8 protein-coding genes are annotated in these 11,945 nt (G+C 60.6%); 2 read left to right on the top strand and 6 right to left on the bottom strand.

Annotation, left to right across the window (positions count from 1 at the left end; genetic code table 11):
- Positions 1-144: 144 nt before the first annotated feature.
- The 4 genes from CAF65_RS21475 to CAF65_RS21490 all read right to left on the bottom strand — a co-directional run bounded on the left by CAF65_RS21475 (position 145) and on the right by CAF65_RS21490 (position 4,020).
- Entirely contained in the window at positions 145-1,329 is a 1,185-nt protein-coding gene (locus CAF65_RS21475) for a porin (RefSeq protein ID WP_085718100.1), read from the bottom strand.
- Between the two features lie 209 nt (positions 1,330-1,538).
- Positions 1,539-2,345, bottom strand: coding sequence for a sulfite exporter TauE/SafE family protein (locus CAF65_RS21480; RefSeq protein WP_085718101.1), 807 nt, complete (start codon positions 2,343-2,345; stop codon positions 1,539-1,541).
- A gap of 9 nt (positions 2,346-2,354) precedes the next feature.
- A complete protein-coding gene (locus CAF65_RS21485; protein ID WP_085718102.1) occupies positions 2,355-3,599 on the bottom strand; it encodes an FAD/NAD(P)-binding oxidoreductase in 1,245 nt (414 codons plus the stop codon).
- 79 nt (positions 3,600-3,678) lie between these two features.
- Complete coding sequence (locus tag CAF65_RS21490; RefSeq protein ID WP_007976596.1) at positions 3,679-4,020, bottom strand: helix-turn-helix transcriptional regulator; 342 nt, start codon at positions 4,018-4,020, stop codon at positions 3,679-3,681.
- Positions 4,021-4,123: 103 nt separating this feature from the next.
- Here CAF65_RS21490 and CAF65_RS21495 point away from each other — a divergent pair, with 103 nt between their 5' ends.
- Positions 4,124-4,987: an MBL fold metallo-hydrolase gene (locus CAF65_RS21495; RefSeq protein ID WP_085718103.1), complete on the top strand. Its 864-nt coding sequence runs from the start codon at positions 4,124-4,126 to the stop codon at positions 4,985-4,987.
- A gap of 207 nt (positions 4,988-5,194) precedes the next feature.
- Here the strand turns inward: CAF65_RS21495 and CAF65_RS21500 are convergent, their stop codons facing one another.
- Positions 5,195-6,097, bottom strand: coding sequence for a universal stress protein (locus CAF65_RS21500; protein WP_085718104.1), 903 nt, complete (start codon positions 6,095-6,097; stop codon positions 5,195-5,197).
- Positions 6,098-6,381: 284 nt separating this feature from the next.
- On the opposite strand from CAF65_RS21500, the gene CAF65_RS21505 reads away from it, so the two are divergent.
- Positions 6,382-6,867, top strand: a complete 486-nt coding sequence (locus CAF65_RS21505; RefSeq protein WP_085718105.1) for an adenosine-specific kinase — start codon at positions 6,382-6,384, stop codon at positions 6,865-6,867.
- Positions 6,868-7,121: 254 nt separating this feature from the next.
- On the opposite strand, the gene CAF65_RS21510 is transcribed toward CAF65_RS21505, so the two are convergent.
- The coding region (locus CAF65_RS21510) for an S-layer family protein (RefSeq protein ID WP_085718110.1) at positions 7,122-11,945 on the bottom strand (4,824 nt) is incomplete at its 5' end.

Below are 11,945 nucleotides of genomic sequence, written 5' to 3' on the forward strand. Positions count from 1 at the left end.
CCCGCAGGTGTGTGTATGAGGCACGAGTGTACGAAGCCTGTGAGGTGCGACGAATGCTACTTGGGTAGCGGGTAGCCGCTTCGATGGGATGAGACGGGTGGCGACCCTCGCCGCGATGCGCACGGCCAGGGTCACCTCCCGGGGTTACCAGGTCAGCACCGCACCCACTGCAAAGGTGTCGGTGTCTTCATTCTGGGCGCTGGTGTCGTGACCGTTGATTTCGAACTGGTTGTACTCGGCCACCAGCTTGAGGTTGTCGTTCACGTCATGGAACAACGCGATACCGCGGGTCTCGTAGTCCGCGCCGCTGCCGACCACGCCGTTGCCATCGTCATTGGTCTTGCCGTAGGACAAGGCCAGGCGGTTCTTGCCCAGCTTGTAGGAGCCCTGCAACAGGTATCCGTCGCTGTCGACGTTGCGCAGGGTCGGCTCGCCGGCATTGTTGGTGAAAAACGGGTTGATGCCCTTGGCCTGGAAACCCGACCCGGTGAGGGACAAGCCGCCCATCTTCGCCTGCACACCATAACCGACACCCTTGGAAGTGACGGTCTCGACCGTGGAATCGGTGTTGTCCGAGGTCTGGTAGCTGCCGTTGACCCAGCTGTAGATCTTTGCCCCGGCCAAGTCGAACTGATAGGTGATTTCGCTCTCGGTACGCGGGTTTTCCTGATAGGCCTTGCCCGTCGGGCTGCTGTCGTTGGTGTCTACCGGGTCCATGATGCCTACCGCCACACGCAGACCGTCGATCACCGGGGTGCGATAGGTTATCTGCGAGGTCGGGAACGGATACGGGTAACCGGTACCGATGTTGCCGAACGACACCCCGCCGCCATCCACCAACCCCAACGTATCGCTGACCTGACCGTAACCGGCGAGCATTTCGTCGAGCAGGATGTTGGAACGGGCGAACAGCCCGAAGTCTTTGCCGATCAGCACTTCGCCCCATTCCGGATTGGCTACGGTGCCGTAGAACTGCCGCACATCGATGGCCGTATCGGTGCCGTTGGTTTGGCTGTCGTTGATGGTGACCCAGAACGAGGCGCGGGCGCCGAGCTTGAGATCGTCTACCTGCTTGCCCATGTTGAACCCCAGGTAGTTGGGCAGGAACCCCATCTTGACCCGCGACTGTCGACGGTCGAACTGCTCGCCGGCACGGTCGACATCACTGTTCACGTAAAAGGCGTTGATGTAGCCGTCGGTGGAGAACGTCGTCTGGTCCTTGTCGTACAGCATGATTTCCGCCTTGGCCACCGGGCTCAGGCCAAGGGCAGACAGGCTGGCGATGAAGGCTGGCAGAAAACGATGCGTGAAGTTCTTATTGTTGTGCATGGCGCGCTCCGAAACGGGGGACTGAGTGTCGGAGGCGATTATCGAAACCTGACCGGCGGCGCCATACGCTGCCTTGGGGGCGGTTTTCAGCTGCTTTGGACTGGACGGCGGTGCGTGACCACTATGGCGTACGACCGCTGGTCGGCGAGGCTCGCAACTTAGGGTGTAGGCCTGCGGAGCCGACTGGCGTCCGCAGGAACCGGTACCGGTCAGGCGTTGGCTTTGAACAGCATGTAAGCGGCGACCACCACGCAGATGCTGGCGAACCCGACCTGCAACCCCCGCGCCGGAACCCGCGCGCACAGCTTGCGGCCAACGATCATGCCGGCGATGCTGGCGCCGATGAAGGTGGCACCGACGCCGTCGATGCGCACGCCGGCATGGAACGCGCCAATCACCCCGATGGCGGAAATCAGGCTGATCACCATCAGCGAGGTGGCGACAATCCCGCGCATTTGCACATCAGTCAGTTGCTTGAACGCCGGTACGATCAGAAAGCCGCCGCCGACGCCCAGCAACCCCGACACCACCCCCGTCACCGCACCGAGTGCGGCGAGGGTCGCAGTGCATTTGGCGGTCCAGGAAAAGCGCCCGGTCTGTTGATCGAGCATGCAGTTCTTCTGGCCCCAGTTGGCGTGCCCATGATCGCTCGGACCGTCATCCTTGCGCTCACGGCGCAACATCCGCCAGGCCACCATGACCATCAACAGGCTGAACAGGATCATCAGGATTTTTTCCGGCAACTGATGGGCGAAATAGATGCCCATCGGCGAAAACACCGCACCGAGCGCTGCGATCAACAACGCCGCGCGATAACGCACCAGGCCATGGCGCAAACCATCAATGGCACCGACCGCTGCCGCACTGCCCACCGCGAACAACGCCACCGGAGCGGCCTGAGTCATGCTCCAGCCCAGCCCCAACACCAGGGCCGGGACCGCAAGGATACCGCCGCCGGCGCCAGTCAAGCCGAGCACCAACCCCATCACTACGCCAAACAGACTTGCCAGCAACATAGGGAGCTCTCAATCGACCCTGGACACACGCGTCAGCCACTCACGGCCCTTGAGCATACCGTTCCAGTAGAACCACGGTAGCAGTGTCGCCTTCAGCCACCACGCCGAGCGGCGCGGCGTCGTCGGGTCAAGGGGAAAGGTCGGCAGCAACTTGCCCGCGTAACCGAACTCGGCAAGGATCACCTTGCCCTTCTCCACCGTCAGCGGACAGGAGCCATAGCCGTCGTACTTCAGCGGCAGCGCCTGTTGCTTGCGCAAGGCCAGCAGGTTCTCGGCCACCACCACGATCTGCTTGCGCACCGCTGCAGCGGTTTTTGCGTTCGTGGTGCCGCAGATATCACCCAGCGCGAAGACGTCGGGGAAACGCGGATGCTGCAGGCTGTGCGGATCGACCTCGCACCAGCCTGCGGTGTCGGCCAGCGGGCTGCGGGCGATGAAATCCGGGGAGACCTGGGGCGGTACGACATGCAGCAGGTCAAAGGTTTTTGCCTGACGGGTGACATTGCCATCGGCATCCCTGACCTCGAACCATGCAGTTTTTGCCGGGCCGTCGACCTTGACCAGATTCGAGTTGAACGCCAACCGGGCCTTGTACTTCTCGATGTACTTCATCAGCGGCGGGACAAACGTCGCCACACCAAACAGCGCCGCGCCGGCCAGGTTGAATTCGACGTCAATGTCGTTCAGCACCCCGGTCCTGTTCCAGTGATCGCAGGACAGGTACAGCGCCTTTTGTGGCGCTCCCGCACATTTGATCGGCATGGCCGGCTGAGTGAACAGCACCTTGCCGCCACGCAACTTCTGCACCTGATCCCAGGTGTAGGGCGCGTGCCGATAGCTGTAATTCGAGGTCACGCCATGCTGGCCGAGGGTTTCCTCCAAACCTTCGATTTTCTCCCAGGCCAGGCGCAGGCCGGGGCAGACGACCAGATTGAGATAGCTGACCGTGCGCGCGTCACTGAGGGTGAGTTGGCGCTTGTCAGGATCGATGCCAGTCACGGCGGCCTGCACCCAATTGGCCCCGCGCGGCATCACCGACGCTGTCGGTCGCACGGTGTTTTCCACGTTGTATGCACCACCGCCGACCAGCGTCCAGGCCGGCTGATAGAAGTGCCGGGAGTCGGGTTCGATCACGGTGACGTTCAGATGCGGGCTACGCTTGAGCAGGCTGGCGACAAGGCCGATACCCGCCGTGCCGCCGCCGATGACCACGATATCTGCACTGATGGATGGGCCCCAGTGTTGATCGTTCATTGCTTGTTCCTTATTGCTGCACGCAAGGATTGTTACGAGTCAAACCACAAAACCTGTGGGAGCGGTGTGTTGAATAAGATCAGGGTTGAACCCAGCTTTTAAGCACCGCCCCGCAGTACAGCCCGGAGAGGGTTTTCATCACCTGGATCACTTCGTGACTGGCAAGACCGTAAAAAATGTACTTGCCTTCACGACGGGTTGCGACCAGTCCTTCGTCACGCAGGATCCCCAATTGCTGGGACAGGGTCGGTTGGCGCACGCCGGTCATTTTCTCCAGTTCGCCAACGTTGCGCTCGCCCTGGGTCAACTGGCACAGGATCAACAAGCGATCCTCATTGGCCAAGGCCTTGAGCAGCGCACAGGCCTTGGAGGCCGAGGCGCGCAGTTGAGCGACTTCACATTCGGTCAGACTGGATTGCATTTGCAGGATGCCTTCAAGGTCACTTAAGCTGCGAACATTATGTTTTTATGTAAAGTGTTGCAACCCATGACTGACTTTTCCAACCCTGCACAGGTCCGTGTCCATGCCCGCGCTGATTGAAGCTTTCCTCGACCCCGCCTCCTCGACCTACAGTTATGTGGTTTACGAGGCCGATGGCGGGCAGTGTGCGATTGTCGACCCCGTGCTCGATTACGACGGTGCCGCCGGACGCACCGCGACGACCCAGGCTGACAAAATCATCGCCTTCGTCCGTGCCCACAGGCTACAGGTGCAATGGCTGCTGGAAACCCACGCCCACGCCGACCACCTGTCCGCCGCGCCTTATCTGCGGCGGGAGCTGGGCGGCAAGATCGCCATTGGCGAGTCGATCAGCAAGGTCCAGGACGTGTTCAAGGCGCTGTTCAATCTGGAGCCATCCTTTCGCGTCGACGGCTCCCAGTTCGATCACCTGTTCGCCCCCGACGAATCGTTCATGATCGGCAACCTCAAGGCGACCGCCCTGCACGTGCCCGGCCATACCCCGGCGGACATGGCTTACCTGATCGACAGCGATGTGATTCTGGTGGGCGACACGATGTTCATGCCGGACGTCGGCACCGCCCGCTGCGATTTCCCGGGCGGCAATGCCAACCAGATGTTCGCCTCGATCCACAAACTGCTGGCCTTCCCCGCCAGCGTGCGGCTGTTCGTCTGCCACGACTACCCGCCCAATGGCCGCTCCCCCCAATGCATGACGACTGTGGGCGAGCAACGCAAAAACAACATTCATGTGCATGACGGGATCGATGAAGCCGCGTTCGTGGAAATGCGTACACGACGTGATGCAGGGCTGGGCATGCCGACGCTGTTGCTGCCGGCGATTCAGGTGAATGTGCGGGCGGGGAATTTGCCGCCGGCCGAGGGCAATGGCGTGACTTACCTGAAAATCCCTCTGAACAAATTCTGACATCTGTGGAGCGGGCTTGCCCGCGAAGGCGTCGATACACACGGCACAAAAACAAGAAACGCAGAAAGCGGCCTTCGGCCTTTCGCTGGCAGGCCAGCTCTACAGAATCCTTAACTGAACAGCACCACGCTCAGTGGCGGGCTTTTTTGTCTTCGGAATCAGGCAACCATCGGCCAGAAGCAGATACGCTTTACGGTGTCTTCCCGATCACTGATCCGCAGCCCCCGTAACGGCGAAAATGTTGCAGGGCACTTGATACAGAACATGCTCCGTCGTACTGCCCACCCATTTGCCAAGACCCTTGCGATGCGCATTTCCCATGACGATCGCATCGGCCCGGTGATGCGCTGCGAAGTCGGCCAGCGCTTTGCCAGGCGGCCCTGCAACGAAGTGTTGTCGCTCAGTGGGTACGCCAAAGTGGTTGGCCAATGCACTAAATGACTTTTGCAGTGACTTGCGTACATCGCTGCTGAAGCCTGGCATCGTCACTGCACCGGCGCCGGCGTCGGATATATGTGTCTGCGATAGATCGTAGGCATGCAGCAGATGCAGCTCCGCGTTGCATTGCATCGACAACCCGTTCGCCGCCTGGATGATGCGCTCGTTGATGCCAGTGATCTGAGTCTCGGGTTGTGACGGATCGACTGCCGCTACCACCACCCGTGGAAGTGGACATCTGAGTTCGCTGACCAGATGCACAGCCACCGGACATTCACGCAACAAGTGCCAGTCCAGAGGCGTAATGAAAACGCGTTTGAGCGCTGACTCGTGGTGCACGTCCTTGATAACCAGATCCGGCTGCATTTCTGCCACATGTCGAAGTATTTCTTGCAGCGCGCTGCGCGTAACAAGCACTTCGGTGCTCACTGCGACTCCGCGCTCGCGGATCAGATCCGCCTCATCCTTCAGCCACTTTTCGTTTTCCTGCTGGCAGGCCTCACGAAAACGCGCACCGGCGCTCATCAAACCCAAGAGGCTGGAGTCTTCGATAAACACCGTGATATGCAGCGCTGCGCCAGTGGCTTGGGCAATGGCGACAGCTCGCTCCAACGCCGGGGTGTGACGCATGGCTGGACCGGCTATCAGAAAGAGTCGTTGATACTGGCTCATGTAACACCTCCAAACGTTCCGGGATATCTGGCTCCCCCAGCGCTCTCGACTGTCACAACACCGACGATTTGCTATCGCCTCAACTCTCTGGATCGGCACTATCAATATACGCCTGGATTCCATCAACCCCTGCCTGGTCGAGTCGACTTTCTCAACAGAACCGGCCGATTCCATTGCCACTACTCAGCCAAAAACAGTCCGCGAACGGAGCAATAACCACCGAGTAGCTATGCTTGATGTGTTGCCAGCCCCTGGTAGCAATATCGTGAAAGGAGGTGTTTGAGATGCAACTCATCACGTTGAAAATCGATAAGCCGGACGTAACGAACTTCATTTTGGGTCAGACGCACTTCATCAAGTCCGTCGAGGACATCCACGAATCGCTGGTCAATGCCGTGCCCGGTATCCAGTTTGGCGTGGCCTTTTGTGAAGCCTCCGGCAAATGCATGGTGCGATGGTCTGGCACCGATACCTCAATGATCGAACTTGCACAGAAGAATGCGAAAGCCATCGCCGCGGGCCATAGCTTCATCATTTTCCTGGGCGACGGTTTCTATCCGCTGAACGTGTTGAACACCCTCAAAATGGTCCCGGAGGTATGCCGTATTTTTTGTGCAACGGCCAATCCAACCGAGGTGGTTCTCGCCGAGACGGAGCAAGGGCGAGCCATCCTGGGCGTCGTGGACGGTTTCTGTGCCACTGACATTGAAGGCGATGAAGACATCCTGTGGCGCAAGAACCTGTTGCGGCAGATTGGCTACAAGCAGTGAATTGCAGCTGGTCTCGGATGGCCGGAATCGGCCAGTAAAAAGGCGTGCATCCATCAGGGCTCACCTGCCAGCTCAGTCCCCTGCCATCGACAGTATGCCTTCATCCAGTCGTCGACCCTGGCGTTGCTGGCAGCACATGCTCAGTCAATCGACACGTGGATTGACGAGAAAAACACCTCGCACAGAGCCCATCGCGGATTTATCCGCAATGGGCTCTGCAACCGCGCAGCAATGTGCGACCAGCAGCAAAAGCATCATGCCGTCAGGATAAAGTCCGTCTGATCGATACCCGCACTGTTGACACCGACAAGGCGAATAGAGTCCATCCCGATCCCGATCAGCGTGTCCGCCCCGTCAGCCGCAATGCTCACGTTGGCAGCGAACGTCTCGCTGCTGATCCCCAGCCCCGCGATATTGAGCAAGTCCTGCCCTCCGGCCGGATTGGCGTCGAAGTCCTGGATCGAGTCGTTGCCGAAGCCTGCGGCAGCAAACGCAAAGGTATCGTTGCCGAGGCCGCCGTTGAGCGTGTCGTTGCCCAGCCCGCCGAAGAACAGATCGTCACCCGCACCGCCAACCAGAATGTCGTTGGCCAGGCCGCCCAGCATCGTGTGGTTTGCCGCCGCGGCATCGTAGGCCAACTCACTGCCGCTGCCCTCGGTGTTCGCTTGCAAACCTGCCGCCGCGTATTGGCCGTTCAGCGTGACCTGCGTTGCATGTGCGCCGTCGCTCACCATTAACAGGCCGCCGGTGCCAGCGTCATTCGCTGCATAGATGATCTGCGTATTGCTGCCGAACGCAATATCGCCAAAGTCCAGCTTGTCACCTGCGGCAAAACCGCTGACGCTGCCACTGAACGCCGCAGAATCATCGAGCTTGAGCGTGCCTGCCGCGCCGCTGTCAAACGTCACATGCTGATCGGAGGCAGCACCGAATTCCAGCATCGCCGAACCGCTGATAGTCGCGTTTCCTGCGCCACTGGCATCTCCGTGGACGGTGATGTTGCCATCGTTCGCCCACAGGCTGCCGCTGTTGACGAGCGCACTTTCAACCACCAATCCGCCGCTGCCGCTCGCTTGCAGCACGCCAGTGTTGGTGACGGCGTTGCTACCGGTATCGATCACCAGCGCATTGACGCCGCTGGCATGAATCAGGCCCGAGTTGACCAGCATCATCTGCCCCGCACCCAATTGGCCAGCACCCGAGATGGTGTTGTCGGCATTGGTGAGCACCGTGTCGGCGCTGCCGCCGAAAATCACGTTTTGCGCGTTGTCGGATAGCAGCACCTGGCCGCCACCGGTCAAGGTCGCGCCACGGAACAGAATCTCAAGGTTGGTCGCGCTGCCGGCGGAGCCGAGCTCGATGGTGCCGCTGTTATGGATGCTGCCACCGAACGGCATGATCGCGCCGTCGCCAATGGTGAGGGTGCCCGTATTGGTCGTGACCGGGTCCACATCGAACAGCAGGTTGGCCCCGCTCAACGCCGCCGCATCCACACCTTTGACCGTGATCGTCTGGTCGGCGCTGATGCTGAGCACCGCATTGCCGTTCGCGTCGTTGGCGATACTCACATCCGCAAAATCGTTGACGCCCGTGAAGCCGATCAAGTCAATTTTGTCCGTCGCCGCGTCGAAGCTGTGAATGACGTTGTTGCCGATTGGCTGGGCGAACACGAACAGGTCGGCGCCGCTGGAGCCGGTCAGGTTGTCGTCCGCTGACAATGCGAAGATCGGCGAGCCGGGGGCGTAGGCTTCGACGTTGTCGGACACAAAGGCATTGCCAACGCTGCCGTCGGCGTTGGTCCAGTTCATGTTGACGTCGAGCACCAATGCTCCCGCGAAGTCGGCTAGGGTAGTTACCGTCAGCGAACTGGGATCGTCGGTCTGCACTGTCCAGGTACCGTCGCCGTTGTCGGTTCCTGTATTGAACGTCCATCCCGAGGGAACACCGCTGATGGCCACCGTTATAGGGCCGCTGATATCGGCCGACGGAACGTTGAGGGCTAGATTGATGGGTTCGCCAGCCACACCTGCCGGGAGATTTGCGCTGGAGGTGAACGCAACACCCGTATTACCAGCCAAGTCCGTGTAGGTGTTTGTAACGCTGGCTTTTACAGATCCATTGCTGGTTCTGGTGAAGTCCACTGTATAAGTAGTGCCGCTACCGGAGAAGTTGCTGAGGGTTCCGCGGCCTGCGGTGACACTGAAATCACTGATATCGAAGTTAATCACAGCTTCACTGAATGTGATGGTTATTGTGCCGCTACCGGTGTTCCCTAACACTGGGGACGCAGTAATGGAAGTCACCGTTGGCGCCACGGTATCAACTGGAGTCTCAACGACGTTCTGCACGTTTACCGTAATGGTCTGAGTGTCGGTTCCGCCATTGCCGTCGGCCACCTGAACATCCACAACGTAGGCGTTGTCGCCATCGGTACCACCGACATCCTGGGGATTCTCGTAATCGGGCGCCGAATTGAACGTCAGCACCCCGCTCGAACTGATCGAGAACTTGCTGAAGTCCGTCCCGGCCGTATTCAGGATCGTGTAGCTCAGCGTCTGCGCTGGTAGATCTGCATCGGTCGCCAGCACTGTCGTGACCGCCGTGGTGTTCTCCGCCACATTGACCGAAGCCGTCGCACCACCACCGTTGGAGGTGATCACCGGGGAGTTATCGTTGACTCCCGTCACGGTTACCGCGATCGCCTGGTCGTCAAACAGCGTGCCGTCCGACGCTCGCACAATCACGTCATAGACGTTGTTTGTTCCCGAATCAGTCGGCGCTTCAAAGTTGGGGGCAGAGATAAAGCTCAGCACACCTGTGCCTGAAACGACTGAGAACTTCGCGGCATCCGCTCCGCCGATGATGCTGTAGCTCAGCGTTTGCGCCGGCAGATCAGCATCGGTCGCCGCCACCGTCGTGACCGCCGTGGTGTTCTCCGCCACATTGATCGAAGCCGTCGCACCACCACCGTTGGAGGTGATCACCGGGGAGTTGTCGTTGACGCCCGTTACGGTTACCGCGATTGCCTGGTCGTCAAACAGCGTGCCGTCCGACGCCCGCACAATCACGTCATAAACGTTGTTCGTTCCCGAATCAGTCGGTGCTTCAAAGTTGGGTGCAGAAATAAAGCTCAGCGCGCCTGTGCCTGAAACGATCGAGAACTTCGCGGCATCCGCTCCGCCGGCGATGCTGTAGCTCAGCGTTTGCGCCGGCAGATCAGCATCGGTCGCCGCCACCGTCGTGACCGCCGTGGTGTTCTCCGCCACGTTGATCGAAGCCGTCGCACCGCCACCGTTGGAAGTGATCGTCGGTGAGTCGTTGCTGCCGGCGATATGCACGGTGACCGAAGTGAGGGTGCCGTCGGCACTGCTCACCGCGAAGGTGTCGGTGTAGGTGGTGCCGGCGGCGAACTCGTTGTGGGCGGAGTTGGCGACGTAGGTCCAGGCACCGCCGGTGCCGATGGAGAACTGGCCGTAGCTGCCGGCGGTGTTGGTTTGCGCGACGAAGGTTGCGGCGCTGTCGACGTCGCTGATGGTCAGGGTGCCGGTGGTGGAAATGTCGACGGCGGCATTGGTCTCGGTGAGGTTGGCGATGTCGGCGGACAGCACGGCCGCATCGTTGGTGCCGAGGATATGCACGGTGACTGAAGTAAGGGTGCCGTCGGCACTGCTCACCGCGAAGGTGTCGGTGTAGGTGGTACCGGCGGCGAACTCGTTGTGGGCGGAGCTGGCGACGTAGGTCCAGGCACCGCCGGTGCCGATGGAGAACTGGCCGTAGCTGCCGGCGGTGTTGGTTTGCGCGACGAAGGTTGCGGCGCTGTCGACGTCGCTGATGGTCAGGGTGCCGGTGGTGGAAATGTCGACGGCGGCATTGGTCTCGGTGAGGTTGGCGATGTCGGCGGACAGCACGGCCGCATCGTTGGTGCCGAGGATATGCACGGTGACTGAAGTAAGGGTGCCGTCGGCACTGCTCACCGCGAAGGTGTCGGTGTAGGTGGTACCGGCGGCGAACTCGTTGTGGGCGGAGCTGGCGACGTAGGTCCAGGCACCGCCGGTGCCGATGGAGAACTGGCCGTAGCTGCCGGCGGTGTTGGTTTGCGCCTGGAAGCTTTCCGGGCTGTCGATATCGCTAATGGTCAGGCTGCCGCCGGTGGTCAGCGGAGAATTGGTTTCGCTCAGCGTAACGCTGGCCGAGGACAGCACGGCGGCGTCGTTGCTGCCGGTGACGGTGATAGTCACCAGTTGAGTGTCGACACCGCCGAGGCCATCGCTGACTTGCACGCTGAACACTTCGTTGTGACTCTCGCCGGCCTGCAGCGACTGCACGGCGCTGGCGACGCCATTGGTGCCGTTGGCCAGGGTGTAGGTCCATTGGCCGCTGCTGTCGACCGCGATCGAGCCGTAGGTGCCCGTTGGCGAGCCATTGATGCTCCAGCTGGTCGTGGCACCGTGATCGATGTCGGCCGAGTTGAACTGGCCGCTGACGCTGAGGATGGTGTCTTCTTTCGCGGTGCCAACATCGTTGCCGGTCGCGAAGCTGAGCACCGGTGCGTCGTTGCTGCCGGTGACGGTGACGGTCACCAGCTGGGTGTCGACGCCGCCCAGGCCATCACTGACTTGCACGCTGAACACTTCGTTGTGAGTCTCGCCGGCCTGCAGCGACTGCACCGCGCTGGCGACACCGTCGGTGCCGTTGGCCAGGGTGTACGTCCACTGGCCACTATTGTCCACCGCGATCGAGCCGTAGGTTCCAGTTGGCGAGCCATTGATGCTCCAGGTCGCCGTGGCATCGTGATCGATGTCGGTCGAGCTGAACTGGCCGCTGACGCTGAGCGTGGTGTCTTCCTGCACCGCGCCGGCAGCATTGCCGGTCGCGAAGCTGAGCACCGGTGCATCGTTGCTGCCGCTGACGGTGATGGTCACCAGCTGAGTATCGACGCCACCGAGGCCGTCGCTGACCTGCACCGTAAACACCTCATCGTGACTCTCGCCCGCCTTCAGTGACTGCACCGCACTGGCCACGCCATCGGTGCCATTGGCCAGGGTGTACGTCCACTGGCCGCTGCTGTCCACCGCGAT

Origin of the sequence: Pseudomonas sp. B28(2017) (genome assembly GCF_002113025.1) — a bacterium.
Classification (GTDB): domain Bacteria; phylum Pseudomonadota; class Gammaproteobacteria; order Pseudomonadales; family Pseudomonadaceae; genus Aquipseudomonas.

Coding starts and splice junctions, on each gene's coding strand:
- CAF65_RS21500 (WP_085718104.1), bottom strand. CDS start 6,097: ATGAGCCAGTATCAACGACTCTTTCTGATAGCCGGTCCAGCCATGCGT.
- CAF65_RS21505 (WP_085718105.1), top strand. CDS start 6,382: ATGCAACTCATCACGTTGAAAATCGATAAGCCGGACGTAACGAACTTC.
- CAF65_RS21495 (WP_085718103.1), top strand. CDS start 4,124: ATGCCCGCGCTGATTGAAGCTTTCCTCGACCCCGCCTCCTCGACCTAC.
- CAF65_RS21480 (WP_085718101.1), bottom strand. CDS start 2,345: ATGTTGCTGGCAAGTCTGTTTGGCGTAGTGATGGGGTTGGTGCTCGGC.
- CAF65_RS21475 (WP_085718100.1), bottom strand. CDS start 1,329: ATGCACAACAATAAGAACTTCACGCATCGTTTTCTGCCAGCCTTCATC.
- CAF65_RS21490 (WP_007976596.1), bottom strand. CDS start 4,020: ATGCAATCCAGTCTGACCGAATGTGAAGTCGCTCAACTGCGCGCCTCG.
- CAF65_RS21485 (WP_085718102.1), bottom strand. CDS start 3,599: ATGAACGATCAACACTGGGGCCCATCCATCAGTGCAGATATCGTGGTC.